Origin of the sequence: Adlercreutzia muris (assembly GCF_041223505.1) — a bacterium.
In the GTDB taxonomy this organism is placed as follows: Bacteria; Actinomycetota; Coriobacteriia; order Coriobacteriales; family Eggerthellaceae; genus Adlercreutzia; species Adlercreutzia muris.
The window spans coordinates 122,479-139,135 of sequence record NZ_JBCLQK010000007.1 but is presented as its reverse complement, the minus strand read 5'-3'; the positions used below and the strand labels follow the sequence as shown (position 1 = coordinate 139,135).

The window sequence follows — 16,657 nt, the reverse complement described above, 5'->3', positions numbered from 1 at the left end:
ACCCGAGAATATAAGAGGCGAACCGATGTTCCATGGTATACTGCGAGCATGGGACAAGAGCGCACATACGTTTGCATCGATCTGAAGAGCTTCTACGCTTCGGTGGAGTGCGTCGCGCGCGGGCTCGATCCCATGACGACCAAGCTCGTGGTGGCCGACCCCACGCGCTCGGAGATGACCATCTGCCTGGCGGTAAGCCCTGCCATGAAGGCGGCCGGCGTGCGCAACCGCTGCCGGCTCCACGAGATTCCGAAGGGGATGGAGTTCATCACCGCGCGCCCGCGCATGAAAACGTACATGCAGGTGTCGGCGGACATCTACGCCACCTACCTGCGCTACGTCTCGCCCGACGACATTCATCCGTACTCCATCGACGAGTGCTTCATCGATGCGACGCCGTATATGGAGCTCTACGCCATGGGTGCCCGCAGCTTCGCCGATGCCCTGCGGGCCGCCGTGAAGGCCGAGACGGGCATTCCCGCCACGGCGGGCATCGGGCCGAATCTGTTTCTCGCGAAGGTGGCGCTCGATATTGCCGCCAAGCACGCACCCGACGGCATCGGCGAGCTGGATGCGCGTTCCTTCCGCGAGCAGATCTGGCCCCATCGGCCCATTACCGACATTTGGAATATCGGCCCGGGCATCGCGCGGAGGCTGGCGAGGTACCGCGTGTTCGATCTGCGCGGCGTGACCGAGATGGATCCCGATGTGCTCTACGGCGAGTTCGGGGTGAACGCCGAGTACCTCATCGACCATGCCTGGGGCCTGGAGCCCTGCACTATCGCCGAGATCAAGGCCTACGAGCCCGAGACGAGCTCGCTCATGAACGGGCAGATCCTGCCCTGCGGCTACTCCTTCGGCGACACCCTCGTGGTCCTGCGCGAGATGGTGGACGACACGGTGCTCGATCTGGTGGACAAGCGCCTGGTAACCGACCACATCTCGCTGCATGTGAGCTACGTGCGCGACGTCCTGCGCGATGGCGCGGCCACAGGCGAGCTCTTCGAGGGCGGCCACGGTCTGCGGAGGGCCGACGGCCGCAGCGGCCCGCACGGGGGAGGGTCGCGCAAGATTCCCGAGCGCACGAACTCATTCGCGAAGCTGTTCAGATACGTGGAGGCGCTCTTCCACGAGACGGTGGACCCGACGCGCACCATGCGCAAGATCAGCGTCGGCTTCGGCAACCTGGTGGACGAGGATCTGGCCACGGTGGATCTGTTCACCGATGTGGAGGCGGCCGCGCGCGAGCGGCGCCGCCAGGAGGCGGTGCTGGCCGTGAAGGGGAAGTTCGGGAAGAACGCCCTCATCAAGGGCACGAGCCTGAAAGAGCGCGCGCTCGGCCGCGAGCGCAACGAGATGGTCGGGGGCCATCATGGCTAGGGAAGGTGCCTTCGAGGGGCTTGTGTGGGAAGAGGTGCCCGCGCCCGACGGAGGCGCTGCGGGCGGAGGCGCCTGCGTGCCGGTGGCGGGGCTGCGGGGCGATCTGCCGGTTCCGTCCGACATCGACCGGCCCGTCCCCGCAGGGCTGGGGCGGCCCCACCCCGACCGGGCCCGGCAGTTCTCGCCCTTCGCCGCCTTGCGCGGCTATTACGATCTGGTGCGGGAGCGGGAGCGCGTCGTCGAGCCGCGCCGGCCCCTGTCCGACGTGGAGGCCCGCGAGCTCGGCGAGGCATTGGCCCAGGTGCGCCGCGGGCAGCTCGTTCGGGCCACTTTCTACGAAAATGACGCTTACCGAACCGTTGTTGGGACAGTCAGCCAGGTAGATATGATCTATCATGACTTATGGATTGTACGCGAGCGCATTCCCTTCGACGAGCTCTGCGCCTTGGAGGCGCTCCCCTGAAAGGACGATGATGAACGAGATCAAATGCCCCCATTGCGGCGAGGCTTTCACGGTAGACGAAAGCGGATACGCCGCCATCCTCAGCCAAGTGCGCGATCAGGAGTTCCGACGCGAGGTGGACGCCCGCGTCTCCTTGGCCGAGAAGTCCCGCGAGCAGGAGGTGGCCCTCGCGGTGACCAAGGCCGAGGAGGCCCTGCGCGCCCAAATTGCCGAGCGCGACGGACAGCTGGCCGCCCAGACCGAGCGCTTCAAGGCCCAGGCGAAGGACTTCCAGATAGCAGCGCAGGGCGAGAAGGCCGAGCTGGAGAAGCAGGTGGAGGCCCTGCGCGCCCAGCTGGCGGCGCAGGAGGAAACGCTTCGCCTGACCGCCGCGGCCGACCAAACGGCGCTGGTCAAGGAGCGCGATGAGCTCCGGGCGAAGCTGTCCGCCCAGGCGAGCGAGGCCGAGATCGCCCGCAAGCTGGCGGTGAGCGAGGCCGAGGCCGCCGGCGCCGAGCAGCTGCGGGCCGCCGAGCGTGAGCGCGATGAGCTGGCCCAGAAGCTGGAGAGCCAGCGGCAGCAGGCGTCTATGGAAACCCAGCTGGCGGTGCAGCGGGCCAACGCCGCCGCCAAGGACGCTCGCGTGGCGGTGGAGCGCGAGCGTGACGAGCTGCGCGCCCAGGTGGAACGCGAGCGCGAGGCGCTCTCTCGGGCCGAGGCGGAGCACAAGGTGGAGCTCGCCGAGAAGCTGAAGATGAAGGACGAGCTCATCGCCGACCGCGAGCGCGAGATCGAGCGCATCCAGGACATGAAGGCGCGACTGTCCACCAAGATGCTCGGCGAATCGCTCGAGCAGCACTGCGAGATCGAGTTCAACCGCCTGCGCCCCACGGCCTTCCCGCGCGCCTACTTCGAGAAGGACAACGAGGTGGTGGAGGGCACCAAGGGCGACTTCGTCTTCCGCGACTTCGACGAGGAGGGCAACGAGATCGTCTCCATCATGTTCGAGATGAAGAACGAGGCCGACGATTCCACGCACCGAAAGACCAACGAGTCGCACTTCAAGAAGCTGGACGCCGACCGCGCGAAGAAGGGCTGCGAGTACGCGGTGCTCGTGTCGCTGCTCGAGCCGGACAACGAGCTGTACAACGCCGGCATCACCGACGTGTCCTACCGCTACGATAAGATGTACGTCATCCGCCCGCAGTTCTTCATCCCGCTCATCACGCTGCTGCGCAACGCGGCGCTCTCGTCGCTGCAGTACCGCCGCGAGCTCGCGCTCGTGCGCCAGCAGAACATCGACGTGACGAACTTCGAGGATCAGCTGGCCGACTTCAAGGACAAGTTCGGCCGCAACTACCGCATCGCCTCCGACAAGTTCCGCAAGGCCATTGAGGAGATCGACAAGTCCATCGACCATTTGCAGAAGATCAAGGACAACCTGATCGGCAGCGAGAACCAGCTGCGCCTGGCCAACGACAAGGCCGAGGACCTCACGGTGAAGAAGCTCACCCGCAAGAACCCTACCATGAAGGCCCTGTTAGATGAGGCCCGCGATGCGAAGGCGGCTGCTCGCGCCGACGAGGCGCCCGATGGCGAGGTCGTAGACGCCGAGCCCTTGGACGGGGATGTTTAGAGCCTTTCATCTATAGTTATCTCTACTGTTGTGTAGTAAAATTACTCTATAACGGTAGAGATAAGGATTCTTATGAAGCTATACGACGCGGATAGAGCGCTGGTCTCGTTCAAAAGCCGAAAGCGTGCATTTAGAACGCACGAGCTGTCCTTGGTGTTCGGCGAGGAAGGGGGGAAACTCCGCGGCACTATCGCCCGGCTGGTGAAAGCGAAAAGCCTGCTCCATATTGCCCGCGATTTGTATTGGCACAACAACGCGGAGGGGGGTATGGTGCCGGCTATCGAGGAGATTGCCGTCGCCCTCAGGCCAGGGGAGATGAACTACATAAGCATGGAGAGCGCCGCCTCTCTGTGGAGTGTTATCTCCCAGATCCCGGTAGGCAGGATCACGATCGTCACAACGGGGAAAGAGGGGGAGTTTCCCACTCCCTTTGGGACGGTTGAGTTCATCCATACGGCACGAAGCCGGCAATATGTGCTAGAGAATACGGTCGATTATCCCGGCCATGCTCTGAGGCTCGCTACAAAGAAGAAGGTCGTCGAAGACCTTCTTCGCGCGGGACGATCGATTGAGCTGATTGATTGGGAGGAGGTTGAAGACGATGAGTGAGTTTCAAGCATTCTCGTTGAGTGTAGCGAAGGGAAATGGCATCGAGGGATTGCTGCCCGTTGTTGAGAAAGAGCTCATTCACTATGAGATTCTTGAGGCGCTTGGAAAATCTAAATGGCTTTCTCGTCTGAACTTTCAAGGAGGCACTTGCCTCAGGCTCTGCTACGGCTCTGCGCGCTACAGCGAGGACTTGGACTTCAATACGCGGGAAGACTTGAACGCGACGGACCTTGAAGGATTCAGGGATATTATCCGCGATAGCCTTAAGGGGAAGTTCGGCGTTGACGTCCGAGTGAAGGATCCGAAGAAGATCAAGCAGTTCGAAGGCGGCGGTTCCATGAAGCGCTGGCAGGTGGTGGTAGATACCGCACCCGAGCGACCGGACTTGCCTTCTCAGAAGATCAAGATAGAGATCGCGCGGGTTCCCTCTTACACGCGCGAGATAAGGCTTGTCACGGAGAACTACCCAGAAATTCAAGGCATGTACGGCAGCATTCCCGTCGGTTGCCAATCGCTCGGTGAGATTCTCGCCGATAAGCTCATCTCGTTCTCGCAGCAGGTGAAGACGCCGCGATATCGCGATCTCTGGGATATTCCTTGGATACTGCATCAGCCCAGTGTCGATCTGCCCATCGTGGCGGATCTGACGCTGCGCAAGGTGTACGACTATGGTGGAGGAAAATCGTCAGAAGAGCTACTCGCCGATGGTAGGCGACGCGCGGTTGAGTGCGTGCGGTCAGAGGCGTTCGTCGCTCAGATGAGCCGATTCCTTCCTCCGAAACTTTGGGAGAAAACAGCAAACCGACCTGCATATTTGGAGGCTCTGGGGAGGGTGCTCGATGAGGCCTATCGAGATGTTATGAGGATAATTTCGGCGTAGAAGGACCGAACCCAAGCGCTGGAACAGCGGAGAACATCTCAAAAGAGCGATTTCTGCAGTACGCGAAGACGACGGTGCCGAAGCGGCTCGCCTTGAGGCTATTTCTCCCGCAGCTTGAGGGCGGCGGCCAGGCGGCGGCCCTTGCCGCATCTGGGTTTGGAAAGCGGGCAGTGCTTCTTGCAGCAGGTGCAGTGCTCGATTTTAAGCGCGGCTTTCGCCTTCTCGCAGCCTTTGCAGCCGGCGGCGCCCTTCTCGCCCTTGCAGCCGGTGTGCTTCTTTTTGCGCTTGAGCGCGGCGGCCTTCTTGTCGCTGTCGGCCTTGCGGTGCTTCTTGTCCTTCTTCTTGGGATTCTTCACGGGGCTTCTCCTCGTCATCGGGCGCAGTTGCCTGTTTGAATGGCGGGCAGTGTACCATGGGTCCCGCCAGATAATCAACCATGGCTAACAATATGATGCCGTCTTGGCGTAAGAATTCATAGCTGTACCAGAAAGGGTACACGTTAGATGAGGCTGCGGCGTAAGATGCTCTCAACGCATTCGACGAAACGGAGGACGCCATGGCAAACACAACATCATCGATCTGCGTCGTGGAAGAGACGACGGTGGCGGGCACGAGGCACGTGCCCGGAGTGGCAGAGATAGCCGAGGGCTATGCGAAAGGCGAGCGCTTCTCGCTCGTGCGCGACGCCGCGAACCGCTTCGACCCTTGGGCCGTGGAGGTGCGCGACGGGCGGGATCGGCGCATCGGGTATGTGTCCTGCGAGTGCAACGAGTTCGTGGGGCGCCTGTTGGACGGCGGCAAGTCGGTGGAAGGGCGCCTCACGGCCCGCGAGCAGGTGGGCGCCTGGTGCCGCCTGGTAATGGAGGTGCGTCTCAATGACTAGCGCCGTCGCTGCCTTGGGGCGCCGGGACGGCGCCATCACGCTTGCTCAGCGCACTGCCCGCGCCGTGTTCGGCTCGCCGAGCGCGCGCCGGGCCAACGGCGGGGCGAAAACGAGCTTTGTGCCCCAGGTGCTGCGCGGGCCCCGCTGGCGGTGCCGCCAGGCCGATGCCGGCGTGTTCGCGATCGACCGGCAGGGCGCGGAGGCCGCCGAGCGCCTGCCGCGCATCTGGGTGAGCGAGCCTGCCCAGGAAGGCCCCGGCCGAGTGTTCACGGCATCTTACCCCGCCGGTCCCGACCGGGGCGGCTGGCGCGCCATGGAGCTGGCCGAGGCATGCTTCGCCGAGGCGCTGGGGCTGGTGGGGCAGGAGCACCGCCGCCGTCGCATCGACTGCTACCGGGCGGCGGAGATCCTGCTTCTGCATGCGGCGGCCCGGGGCAGCGTGGGGGCCCACTGCCGCCTCGGCATTATCTACGCCGACGATCTGTGCGAGGGGGAGTACTGGCGCGGGCTGCTGGAGTGCCGGGCGCTCCATGCCGTCGACACGCCTTTGGACGAGCGGGCCTATTGCCATTTCAGCTTCGGCGCCCTGCATGGTCACGGCGAGTGCGCGTGGCGCCTCGGCGAGTTGGTGGCGGCCGGGCGCGGATGCGCGGCCGATGAGGCCCGGGCCGTCTCGCTGTACCGTCAAGCCTTCGATGTGGAGAACGGGCGCATCGACGAGGACCGCGCCCAGACGGGCAACGCCGCCCTGCGCTTGGCCCGGGCCTTCGAGCTCGGGCGCGGCTGCGAGCAGAGCTTCCGCCGGGCGCGCACGTGGTACCGGGTGGCCGCCGTGGCCCTCGGGGCTGCCTTCGATGCCGGACAGTGGCACTTCAAGCGCGAGCGCCTGGAGGCGCGCCGCGGCGTGGCCCGCATGGCCCAGGAGCTGGCCGGCTGTTACTGAGCGCGCGAGGGCCGCAGCGGGGAAGCGACGGTCGGGCAGACGCAACGCGCCCATCGCCGCGCCCTCACGTCGGCTGCGCGGGTTCGCGGGAGGAGGGGAGTGCCGAGACGGCTCGCGGTTGGGGTACAATGGGCGGTCGGAACACCTACGAGGAAGGAACGGGCGTGCGCGAATCCGTCACGGAGCTCTACGCGACCATCGAGAAGGCCCATGGGGCCGCCAAGCGCGCCGCAGCTGTCGGCGAGGCGGCATCGCTCGGCACCGCCCGGGCGACGCCGACCACGCTTGTGGCCGAGTTGTGGGAGCTGTGGGGCGACGGGCGCGCGCTCGTGAGCCGCGCGCAGCGGGAGCTGCTCGTGGGCACCGCGCTGCGGCGCCAGGAAGCCCTGGTGGCCTCGGCGGGAACCTCCGAGCTGCTTGCGCGGTTCTTCGCCCGGTACGGAAGCGCCCTGGCCCGCTGCGGCGAGGACGCCTCCCTGACCGAGCGGGAGCGCGCGGTGCTGCGGGTTGGTGCCGACTACCGCACCGCCCTTGGGGAGGCTGCTCTCGTCGAGGCCGACGAGGCGGCGTTTCTTCTGGCGGAGGCAGCCCGCACAGGGGAGGTGCGCCTGCCCTCCGTCGTCGCGTCCGACCCGGTGGACGCGGGGCCGGGTGTGATGGCGCTGCTGGGCCAGTGCGGCTGCGCGGACGCGGGCGGCGGAGAGCCCTTCGCCGTCGGCGGCTTGCCCGTGGGGGTCGAGCTTTCGGTGCTTCTGGCCGCGGGTCCGGCAGCCACGCCAGCGCTCGTGCTGGGCGAGCTGCGCCGGACGTGGGGGGAGGGCGCGGCGACGGCCCTCGTGTGCGGCCCTGATGCCCGCTCGCTCTACGATCTGCTGGCGCCGTCTCTGGCCGCTGACGGCGCGGGCTGCGACCTCCGCTGCGCCGTGCCGTGGGAGGAGACGCTGGTTGGGCGGGCGTGGGGCGCCGTGGGGCGCCTCGGCTCCTCGGCGCGCCCCGCCGCGGCGGCCACCGACTTCGCCTACAATGCGCTCTCTGGCATGGACGGCGCGGGCGCCCGCCGCCTGAACGGCGCGCTGCGCAGCGACCGTCTCGCTGACGGCCCGGCAACTGCTGCGCTTCTGCGCGAGGCCTCTCCGACCTTCGCCGTCTTCGGGCGGCTGCAGCGCGCCTTCTCCGCCAGCGGCGACGCTGTCGGACGCACGGCCATCGCCGCCGACCTCCAGGCGCTCGTGCAGGCGGTGCGCGAGGTGCGGGGGCTCGCGCCCGTCGAGCGCTCGCGTGAGCTCGCCTCTGCCGCCGTCGTTGCCGAACTGGCCGAGGCTGCCTGGTCTCTCGGCGTTCCGCTCGCCGATGCCGGGGCTCTTCTCGCTTCCCGCCAGGTTTCCGTGAACGCCCGCGCTGCGGGTTGCGACGGCGTGCACGTGGAGTTCGCCGAGCTCGACCGCCTGGCATCGCTTCTGCCGGAAAGCTACGACGCGGTGATTCTGGCCGATATGACCGACGCCGCCTTCCCCGCCGCCCAGACGCGTACGGCGCTGGACGGCTTGGCCCGGAAGCTGGGACTTCCCGCCCCGGCCGATGCCCTGGAGCGGCAGCGTCGCCGTTTCCGCGCCGGGAAGGACGCCGCGCGCCGCCGCCTCGGCCTCGTTGTGGTCCAGCGCACCGCTGGGGGAGAGGAGGCCTATCCCGCCTTCCTCTTGAAGGAGTTCGCCGCGGCGGTGGTCGACGATGCCCGTGCGGCCGCCCGGGCTGCGGGGAATGCCGACGAGGCGGCCTCCTGGGACGAGTGCGACGAGGACGCCTTCGGCCTTCCCGTTCCCCTTCTGCGCGGCGCGCATCGTCTCGGCGAGGACGATCTGCCGGCCTCGGTCGGTGCCGCCTTCGCGCCTGTTGCAGAGCGCGTGTCCCTGCGGGCGGTGCGCCGCGGCCGCCTCGACCGGCTCCATCTGGTGCGCTTCTTGCGCACGGCCGACGAGGAGGGGCGCGCCGTCGTCGTGCTGTCCCCTTCGGCGCTTGAGCTGTATGTGGGCTGCCCTTACGCGTGGTTCCTGGATCGGCGTGTCGGCGCGGCGGCCCTCGACGAGGGGTTCGGCCCCTTGGAGAAGGGCAGCTTCGCCCACAGCGTGCTGGCGCGTTTCTACGACGAGGCCGCCCGGCGCGGCATCGCCCGCCTTGACGACGCCTGCGCCGCAACGTGGGAGCCGCTGTTCGAGGCGACCTTCGACGGAGTGGCCGCCGAACAGGCCACCCTCGATCCGGGAAGCGGCCGCTTGGTGGCGCTTACCGAGGCCGAGGGGCTGGAGCTTGCGCGTTTGCGCTCGCAGCTGCGCGAGAGCCTGCGCCGCCAGGCCCGTTTCGCGCCCTCGTTCGCGGTGAGGGCCCATGAGCACGTCATAGCTGCGGAAGACGGTGTGGACTACGCCGGCGTGCGCGTGAACGGCCGTGTGGACCGCATCGATGTGGACGAGACCGCCGGCCGCTTCGCCGTTATCGACTACAAGGGTACGGTGAGTGCCGAGTACGCCGCGGCCATGGGCGACGATGCCGAGGCGCCTCCCTTGCCCAAGCGCATCCAGGGGCTCGTCTACGCCCAGGCGCTGCGCCCCACCCTTGCGGGCCTGCACTGCGCCGGCGCTCTGTATTTGGCCTATCGCGCCCGCACCGAGAAGGACATGGTGGCGGGCGCTGCCGACACGGCGGTCTTCGGCGAGGACCCCTTTGTGGGCCGCTCCTCGATGGTGCCCATGAACTTCGACGCCTACCTGGATGCCGTGGAGGCGCTCGTGGCCGAGCGGGTGGGCCGCCTGTACGCGGGGGACATCGCCCCCGACCCGCGTTTTGCCGGCATCTGCTCTTACTGCCCGGCCGTGGGCTGCGAAAGGAGGCTCTCGTGAATCTCGACCGCTGCACCGAAGGCCAGCGCACGGTGGTGACGACACTCGACGCGCCGCTCATGGTGTCGGCCGGCGCCGGCTCCGGCAAGACCTTCACTCTCACTCAAAGGGTGGCCTTCGCCCTTTCTTCCGAGGCGGGAGGGGCCGGCCTCACGTCGGTGGACGAGCTTCTGGCCATCACCTTCACCACCAAGGCCGCCGCCGAGCTGAAGGGGCGCATCAAGGGGCTCCTTCTGTCCGAGGGGCTTGAAGCCGAGGCGCTGAAGGTGGACGACGCCTGGGTGTCCACCATCCACGGCATGGCCGCCCGCATCCTGCGCGAGCACGCGCTGGAGGTGGGGCTCGATCCGGCCTTCCAGGTGATCGGCGAGGTGGAGGCCGACGAGCTTCTGGCCGAGGCCGCCGAGCGCGTGGTTGCCCGGGCGCGGGAGGCGGCCGCCGGGCCGGTGCATGAGCTCCTGTCCCGCGAGAAGCTTTCGGGCTCCTCGTTCAACGACCGGGGGGCGGTGGACTTCGCCCTGGCCATCGCCGAGCGCGTGCACGCCATGCCCCGCGGCTTCGCCGGGCTCGCCGATGCGCCTGCGCCCGTCTCGCCCTCGCTCGTGGTGCGCTGCGCCTGCGAGGCCGCCGCCGAGATGCGCGCGGCCGCCGAGGCGTGGTCGAAGCCATCGAAGACCAAGGTGACCTTCCTCGAGCGTCTGGAAGCGGCCGTGGAAGCCGCCGAGGCGTGGCTCGCGGATGCGCCCGCCGCCGGTTTCGCCGATGCGGGCTTCGACGCCGACGGGTTTGGTGCCGTCTTCTACGGCTTTCCCCTCACCACGGGGGCCGCGGTAGGCAAGGCCGACGCGCCGGCCTTCGAGGCGTGGCAGGAAACCATGGTGGAGCTGGAGCGCGAGGTGCGCGCGGCCCTCTCGGTGCGCTGGCAGGCCGCGGTGACCATGCTCGCCCGCGAGATCGAGGAGGAGTTCGCCCGCGTCAAGGGGCCCTCGCGCCTCGACAACGGCGACTTGCTCACGCGCTGCGCCGCGGCGCTTTCTGAGCACCCCTCCATCGCCGAGAGCCTGCGGGCGCGCTTCAAGATCATCATGGTGGACGAGTTCCAGGACACCGACCGTTTGCAGGTGGACATTATCGGCCGCATCGCGCGGCCCGGCTTCGCGAACGTGTGCACGGTAGGTGATGCCCAGCAGTCCATCTACCGGTTCCGCGGCGCCGACGTGAACGTGTTCACCGAGTACCGGTCGGATCTGGCGGCCCGTGCCGGTGCGGATGCCCTCGTGCAGCTTGATTGGAACTTCCGCAGCCACGGCGACGTGCTGGCCCTTGTGGAGCGTATCTTCTCCCAGCCGACGGTGTTCGGCGACGACTTCCTGCGCCTGGAGGCGAAGGGCGCGGTCAATAAGGAGCCCGACGCGCTCTTCGACGGCGGTGCCCGCCCGCGCGTCTGCCTGTCGGCGGTGCACTACCCGGCGCGGGGCTTCGACGCCTCCCGGGCGCGCGACGCCGGTGCCGAGGCGGTGGCCGAGCACTTCGCCGAGCTTGCGGCCGCCGGGGCACGCCCCGGCCAGATGGTCATCCTACTGGGGAAGATGACCCACGCCCACCGCTACGCCGCGGCCCTGCGGGCGCGCGGCATTCCCTCCATGATCGCCGGCGGCTCGGTGTTCTCGCGCCTGCCCGAGCCGGCGCTCGTCTCGGCGCTGCTGCGCTGGGCCGTGAACGCTTCCGATGACGAGGCGCTCTACCAGGTGCTCGCCTCGCCGCTGTTCGCCGTGTCGGACGATGTGCTCCTGGCGCTGGCATCCTCGACAGACGACGACGGCTCTGTGCACCGGCGGCGGCTGTCGGCGGGCTTCCTCTCTTCCCGGGGGGAAGAAGAGGCCCGCGCGCTCGGGCTCTCGGAGAACGATCTGGCGGCCCTCGCCTTGGCCCGGCGCCAGCTTCTCGCCTTCGCCCGCCGCGCCCGCACTGGTGATGCGACCGGCGCCCTGCGCGGGCTTCTCGTGGGCTCGGGGCTGCTCGACCGTCTGCAGGACGCAGGGGTGGACGGCCTGGCCCAGGGCGCGAACTTCGCCAAGGCCCTGAGGCTCGTGGCCGATATGGAAGCGGCCAGCCAGGGCATCGCCTCCCTGGCCGCCGCTTTCGACGCGCACCTGGCCTGCGCCAAGGAGGCACCGGGCGCGCTGGCCGCCGCCGAGGGCGATTTCGTGCGCATCATGACCGTGCACGCCTCCAAGGGCCTGGAGTTTCCCCATGTGGCCGTGGCTGACCTGAAGGACGGCCGGGAGAGCGCCGGGCCCCTTGTGGTGGAGAACGTGGGCTCGCTCAGCTTCGCGGCGGCGAGCCGTGCTCCCGACGGCCCGTGGGCCGACGCGGCAGCGAAGTACGACCGCCAGGCGAAGAAGCTCGGGCTCGACGACGATGACGAGCTGCTCGCGCTCTTCGAGGACGCGGCATCGGCCCCCGATCGCTTGAGGGGGCTTACCTGCGGCCGCCGCTACGGGGCCTTAGCGGCCTATGCGCGCGCCCAGGCCCTGGCCGAGGCGCGACGCCTGCTGTACGTGGCGCTCACCCGTGCGAGCCGCTCGCTGTTCGTATCCATGGTGTTCAAGCGCGATCCGGCCAAGGGCTACGGGGACACGGGCATCTTCGAGGATATTCACGGCGCGCTGCCCTGGAGCTGCGAGGGGATGCGCGCGGTAAGCGAGCTCGACTACGGCGGAAGCGCCCCGGCCCGGGTGGTTTTCCGCCAGCTTGGCGCCGAGGAGGATGCGGAAGATGCGGAAGCGCCGGCGGACGCGGGCGACCTTGGCGTCCCCTGCGCTTGCGACGGGGAAGGGGCCGCCCGTGCCGGCGTCGGCGGCGAAGACGGGGGCGGCGAGAACCCCGGCGACGCCTTCGTCGTTGCCGTGCGCGAGGAGCTGTCGGCGCCGGTGCTGCTTCCCTTCAACTTCGCCCGGGCGCAGCTGTACTCCTACACGTCGCTTTCGGGCACCCATGCCCACAGCGACGAGCCGGCGGCCGAGGACGAGGCGGGCCGTGCGGTGCCCGTTGCGGAGATCGCGGCCGGGGCTCTCGCGGAGCAGGAGGGGGACGCCGCCTCCGAATCGTCTGACGCCGACGTGCGGTCGCCCGAGGGTGCGGGGGCGCCCGACGCCGAAGGCGCAGACGGCGCTGCAGCCGCCGCAGATGCCACCCCCGAGAGCGCTACGGCCCTGGGCACCGCCTTCCATCGGCTCGCCCAGCAGGCCATCGAGCGCAGCGAGCAGGGGGCGCTCTTTACGCCGGGAGAGGCGGCCATAGCGGCTCAGATCCAGAAGGAGGGCCTGTCTGCCGACCAGCAGAAGCGCCTGCGCACGGCCCTCGCGCGCTGGCTCGCCAGCGACGAGGCCGCCCGCTTCGCCGCCTACGAAAACCGCGCCGCTGAGGTGCCCTTCATCGTGCAGGTTCCCGCCTCCCCCTCCGACGGCTCGGCCGCCGGGGTGGGGGAGAGCTTCTTCCTGGAAGGCGAGATCGACGGCCTGGCCGACAACGGCGACGGCACGGCCTTCCTCATCGACTACAAGACCGGCGGCCGCGACGACGAGACCGCCGCGGAGCTGGATGCCAAGCATCGCCTGCAGGCCAGCTGCTACGCCTACGCGCTCATGCGCGCGGGCTACACCTCGGTGGAGGCCCACTTCCTGCGCATCGAGCGCCCCTCGGCCGAAAACCCCCGCGATCCGCAGATCGTGCCCTACCGTTTCGAAACGACCGACCTGCCCGCCTTGGAAGCCCTTATAATCGGCAAGCAGAAAGAAGCGACAACCTAGCGCAACCCCATGGGCGCAAGCCCCGTGACAGACAAGGAGGCCCCTCGTGGCCCGTGAGCATACTGGAACCAACCGCGAGCGCAGCGAGTACTACGGCGCGCTCCAGGACATCGTGGACGCGCTGTTCGCGCAGTACGGCGATATGGACCCGACCATCGCCGAGGCCATCGGGGCTAAGGTGCGCCGGCTCGACGTGGTGGTGGCCGCCGAGGCGGCTGATCTGCCCGAGGAGCTGTACCGCATCGTCGCCCTGCTGCCGCCCGGCGACTACACTCGCGCCCGCCTGTGCACCCAGCTGAACAGCGCCATTGCCGGCCACGCCTGGGGCCAGGTCTACGGCACGGTGGAGTAAGCCCTTCTAGGCGCCTCGGTGCTCTATCGCCCGGAACGACTGCCTCTCCTGAGAGGGCATCGTTGATGCGATAAAAGAGGGAGCCCCGTGGGGCTCCCTCATGTGCTCGGGCTTTTCCGCTTCTAGAACCGCAGGGAGAGGCAGGACAGGCCGCCGTCGACCTTGCGGTACTCGGAGGTATCCACCACAAGCGTCTTGTAGCCGAGGTCCTGCACCGCTTTCAGCACGGTGGGATAGCCCTCGGGCACGATGACGGTGCCGTTCACCCAGATGCAGTTGGCGCCGTAGGCCTCGTCCTCGGGCACGATCACCTTGTTGTACTCGGCGAAGTCCGGCTTGTCGATGAACTCGCCGGACACGAGCATGTTGCCGTCCTCCAGGTAGTTCACGCCGGTCTTCAGGTGCAGCACCTCCTCCAGCGGCACCTCGGAGCCGGACAGCCCCCAGCCTTCCAGGATCTCGATGAACTGGCGGATGCCCTCCTCGTTGGTGCGGGCCGAGCGGCCCACGAAGAAGTGGTCGCCCACCATCATGACATCGCCGCCGTCCAGCGTGCCTGGGGCCACGATGTGGGCCACGTGCTCGTCGTCGAAGAACTGGCGGATGGTCGGCTCGATCTCGTCCTTCTCGCCGTTGCGGGAGTCAGCGCCCGGGTTGGTGATGATGGCGCCGCAGCGGGTGATGACCGCCGGGTCCTCCACGAAGCAGGAGTCCGGGTAGGCCTCCAGGGCCGGCAGCTCGGTCACTTCCACGCCGCACTGCTTGAGGGCGGCGATGTAGTCGTCGTGCTCTTCCACAGCGCGCTCGTAGATGGGCTGGCCCAGCTCCGGGGCGCTCGTGATGCCGTCGCAGAGGGAACGGCCCGGCTTGCGGACGATGACGTTGCTGAACTTGGTCATAGATGACTCCTTGTCTCCGTGGAACGCGCTTTTTGTGCGCGGGAACAGTGTATCCCTAACCCGGGGCCGCGGGGCCGAGAATGACATCTTCTTCAAACGCGAAGCGCCGGTGCCGCCCGTGGCGGGCGACACCGGCGCTAGCATCGTCCCAGGTTGGGCGGGGCTAGCCCTCCTCGCGCTCCACGATGACGTCGCCGAGGAAGCGGATGATGTCGTCGGACTCGAACATCGGATCGCCGTCCACGATCAGGCAGGGCACCTGGCCCTTGCCGGCGATGCGCATAAGATCGTCCTTCACGCCCGGCTCCAGGGTGTTGCGCATGGGCAGGGCGATATCCTCCTCTTCTATGAAGGCGAGCACCTTCTGGCAGAAGGGGCAGGTGGGCTTGTAGTACAGAACCATGTTGTCGAGATACATGGCGGACTCCTTTCGTTTGGCGATCTCGGTTTCCGCCCAAAGAGGAGAGCACTTTCGGGTTTTGTGGACAAAAAGCCGTCGAGTGAGCTGCCAAGGCGGTCAACCTGCATTCTAAAGGTCGCTTTGCGGGTGAAAAGACGGGTTTTTCGGCCTTAAACAAAGCGTAACCGTCGCTTTTTCCTTCTCCGGGGGGAATGGCGAGCTCACTCGACGACTTTTTGTCCATAAAATCTAAATGTGCTCGCCACTGCTGAAGGGAGCGGCACGGGCCAGCGGGTGGCGCATGGTGAAGGTGCCGCTCGGCCCTTACGTGGGGCTTTCCGCTCACCGTTGGGGGTACAATGGCCGGGCAAGCAACAGGTAGCCCGGGTCATGCGCCCGCGCGGCGATGCGGGCCTACGACGAAGGAGAACGAGAACATGGGTAGGGTCTACAACTTTTCCGCCGGTCCCGCCGTGCTGCCCGAGGAGGTGCTGCGCCAGGCGGCCGCCGAGATGCTCGACTACAACGGCACCGGCATGTCCGTCATGGAGATGAGCCACCGCTCTAAGCCCTTCGCCTCCATCATCGAGACCGCCGAGGCCGACCTGCGCGAGCTCATGGCCATTCCCGACAACTACCAGGTGCTCTTCCTCCAGGGCGGTGCCACCCAGCAGTTCGCCGCCATCCCCATGAACCTCATGAGGAACAAGAAGGCCGACTACATCGTGTCCGGCTCCTGGTCTAAGAAGGCCTTCAAGGAGGCCCAGCTCTACGGCGAGGCGCGCTGCGTGGCCTCCTCTGAGGACGAGAACTTCTCCTACGTGCCCGACGTGACGGGCCTCGCTTTCGACGTCGAGGCCGACTACGTCTACATCTGCCAGAACGAGACCATCTACGGTACCACGTACCCCGCGCTGCCCGACACCGGCGATATCCCGCTCGTGACCGATGTGAGCTCCATGTTCCTCTCCGAGCCCATGGACGTGTCCCGGTTCGGCCTCATCTACGGCGGCGTGCAGAAGAACATCGGCCCGGCCGGCGTGACCATCGTCATCGTCCGCGACGATCTGGTGCGCGAGGACGTGCTGCCCTTCACCCCCTCCATCATGCGCTACACCACCCAGGTGAAGGCGAAGTCGCTGTCCAACACCCCGCCGGCCTACGGCATCTACATCTGCGGGCTCGTGTTTCAGTGGCTGAAGGAGATGGGCGGTCTGGCCGTCATGGCCGAGCGCAACCGCGAGAAGGCCGCCATCCTCTACGATTACCTCGATCAGAGCAAGCTCTTCTGCGGAACCGCCCGCAAGGAGGACCGCTCCCTCATGAACGTGCCCTTCGTGACCGGTTCGGACGAGCTGGACGCCCTGTTCGTGGCCGAGGCGAAGTCCCACGGCATCGAGTCCATCAAGGGCCACCGCTCCGTGGGCGGTATGCGCGCGAGCATTTACAACGCCATGCCGAAGGCCGGCGTGGAGGCGCTCGTGGCCTTCATGGCCGAGTTCGAGGAGAACAACGGTTAGCAAGCAG

14 protein-coding genes are annotated in these 16,657 nt (G+C 67.4%); 11 read left to right on the top strand and 3 right to left on the bottom strand.

Annotated elements, in window-relative coordinates; translation table 11 throughout:
- Positions 1-48: 48 nt before the first annotated feature.
- The 5 genes from AAK988_RS08200 to AAK988_RS08180 all read left to right on the top strand — a co-directional run bounded on the left by AAK988_RS08200 (position 49) and on the right by AAK988_RS08180 (position 4,947).
- Positions 49-1,380 carry a Y-family DNA polymerase gene (locus tag AAK988_RS08200; RefSeq protein WP_369872488.1) on the top strand — a complete coding sequence of 444 codons (1,332 nt, stop codon included), beginning with the start codon at positions 49-51 and terminating at the stop codon, positions 1,378-1,380.
- A complete protein-coding gene (locus AAK988_RS08195) occupies positions 1,373-1,843 on the top strand; it encodes a YolD-like family protein (RefSeq protein ID WP_369872487.1) in 471 nt (156 codons plus the stop codon). Before AAK988_RS08200 ends, AAK988_RS08195 begins: the two co-directional genes overlap by 8 nt.
- A 10-nt stretch (positions 1,844-1,853) precedes the next feature.
- Positions 1,854-3,458: a DUF2130 domain-containing protein gene (locus AAK988_RS08190; RefSeq protein WP_151429960.1), complete on the top strand. Its 1,605-nt coding sequence runs from the start codon at positions 1,854-1,856 to the stop codon at positions 3,456-3,458.
- Positions 3,459-3,530: 72 nt separating this feature from the next.
- Positions 3,531-4,067 carry a type IV toxin-antitoxin system AbiEi family antitoxin gene (gene abiEi / locus AAK988_RS08185; protein ID WP_151429959.1) on the top strand — a complete coding sequence of 179 codons (537 nt, stop codon included), beginning with the start codon at positions 3,531-3,533 and terminating at the stop codon, positions 4,065-4,067.
- Positions 4,060-4,947: a nucleotidyl transferase AbiEii/AbiGii toxin family protein gene (locus AAK988_RS08180; RefSeq protein ID WP_369872486.1), complete on the top strand. Its 888-nt coding sequence runs from the start codon at positions 4,060-4,062 to the stop codon at positions 4,945-4,947. Before abiEi ends, AAK988_RS08180 begins: the two co-directional genes overlap by 8 nt.
- Before the next feature lie 98 nt (positions 4,948-5,045).
- Here the strand turns inward: AAK988_RS08180 and AAK988_RS08175 are convergent, their stop codons facing one another.
- Entirely contained in the window at positions 5,046-5,303 is a 258-nt protein-coding gene (locus tag AAK988_RS08175) for a hypothetical protein (RefSeq protein ID WP_369872485.1), read from the bottom strand.
- 200 nt (positions 5,304-5,503) lie between these two features.
- Between AAK988_RS08175 and AAK988_RS08170 the strand changes: the two genes are divergently transcribed.
- The 5 genes from AAK988_RS08170 (at position 5,504) to AAK988_RS08150 (ending at position 13,831) form a co-directional block, all read left to right on the top strand.
- Entirely contained in the window at positions 5,504-5,830 is a 327-nt protein-coding gene (locus AAK988_RS08170; protein WP_135970851.1) for an HIRAN domain-containing protein, read from the top strand.
- Entirely contained in the window at positions 5,823-6,773 is a 951-nt protein-coding gene (locus AAK988_RS08165; RefSeq protein ID WP_369872484.1) for a tetratricopeptide repeat protein, read from the top strand. The genes AAK988_RS08170 and AAK988_RS08165 overlap by 8 nt, the downstream gene beginning before the upstream one ends.
- 164 nt (positions 6,774-6,937) lie before the next feature.
- Positions 6,938-9,667, top strand: coding sequence for a PD-(D/E)XK nuclease family protein (locus AAK988_RS08160; protein ID WP_369872483.1), 2,730 nt, complete (start codon positions 6,938-6,940; stop codon positions 9,665-9,667).
- Positions 9,664-13,479 (top strand): UvrD-helicase domain-containing protein, encoded by a 3,816-nt coding sequence (locus AAK988_RS08155; protein ID WP_369872482.1) that lies wholly within the window; start codon positions 9,664-9,666, stop codon positions 13,477-13,479. The genes AAK988_RS08160 and AAK988_RS08155 overlap by 4 nt, the downstream gene beginning before the upstream one ends.
- 46 nt (positions 13,480-13,525) lie before the next feature.
- Positions 13,526-13,831 (top strand): hypothetical protein, encoded by a 306-nt coding sequence (locus AAK988_RS08150; RefSeq protein ID WP_369872481.1) that lies wholly within the window; start codon positions 13,526-13,528, stop codon positions 13,829-13,831.
- A 122-nt stretch (positions 13,832-13,953) separates the two neighbouring features.
- On the opposite strand, the gene AAK988_RS08145 is transcribed toward AAK988_RS08150, so the two are convergent.
- Together AAK988_RS08145 and AAK988_RS08140 are read right to left on the bottom strand one after the other, a co-directional pair.
- Positions 13,954-14,730 (bottom strand): dimethylarginine dimethylaminohydrolase family protein, encoded by a 777-nt coding sequence (locus tag AAK988_RS08145; protein ID WP_369872480.1) that lies wholly within the window; start codon positions 14,728-14,730, stop codon positions 13,954-13,956.
- Between the two features lie 163 nt (positions 14,731-14,893).
- Entirely contained in the window at positions 14,894-15,148 is a 255-nt protein-coding gene (locus tag AAK988_RS08140; RefSeq protein WP_242369605.1) for a glutaredoxin family protein, read from the bottom strand.
- Positions 15,149-15,567: 419 nt separating this feature from the next.
- Between AAK988_RS08140 and serC the strand changes: the two genes are divergently transcribed.
- The gene (serC, locus tag AAK988_RS08135) at positions 15,568-16,650 is read left to right on the top strand and encodes a 3-phosphoserine/phosphohydroxythreonine transaminase (protein ID WP_369872479.1); all 1,083 of its coding nucleotides are present in this window, start codon (positions 15,568-15,570) and stop codon (positions 16,648-16,650) included.
- The last annotated feature ends 7 nt before the right edge of the window (positions 16,651-16,657 follow it).

What these genes read in the sequence shown, in the direction of transcription:
- AAK988_RS08195 (WP_369872487.1), top strand. Translation starts at nt 1,373, where the DNA reads ATGGCTAGGGAAGGTGCCTTCGAGGGGCTTGTGTGGGAAGAGGTGCCC.
- AAK988_RS08165 (WP_369872484.1), top strand. Translation starts at nt 5,823, where the DNA reads ATGACTAGCGCCGTCGCTGCCTTGGGGCGCCGGGACGGCGCCATCACG.
- AAK988_RS08190 (WP_151429960.1), top strand. Translation starts at nt 1,854, where the DNA reads ATGAACGAGATCAAATGCCCCCATTGCGGCGAGGCTTTCACGGTAGAC.
- AAK988_RS08180 (WP_369872486.1), top strand. Translation starts at nt 4,060, where the DNA reads ATGAGTGAGTTTCAAGCATTCTCGTTGAGTGTAGCGAAGGGAAATGGC.
- AAK988_RS08170 (WP_135970851.1), top strand. Translation starts at nt 5,504, where the DNA reads ATGGCAAACACAACATCATCGATCTGCGTCGTGGAAGAGACGACGGTG.
- AAK988_RS08140 (WP_242369605.1), bottom strand. Translation starts at nt 15,148, where the DNA reads ATGTATCTCGACAACATGGTTCTGTACTACAAGCCCACCTGCCCCTTC.
- AAK988_RS08200 (WP_369872488.1), top strand. Translation starts at nt 49, where the DNA reads ATGGGACAAGAGCGCACATACGTTTGCATCGATCTGAAGAGCTTCTAC.
- AAK988_RS08145 (WP_369872480.1), bottom strand. Translation starts at nt 14,730, where the DNA reads ATGACCAAGTTCAGCAACGTCATCGTCCGCAAGCCGGGCCGTTCCCTC.
- abiEi (WP_151429959.1), top strand. Translation starts at nt 3,531, where the DNA reads ATGAAGCTATACGACGCGGATAGAGCGCTGGTCTCGTTCAAAAGCCGA.
- serC (WP_369872479.1), top strand. Translation starts at nt 15,568, where the DNA reads ATGGGTAGGGTCTACAACTTTTCCGCCGGTCCCGCCGTGCTGCCCGAG.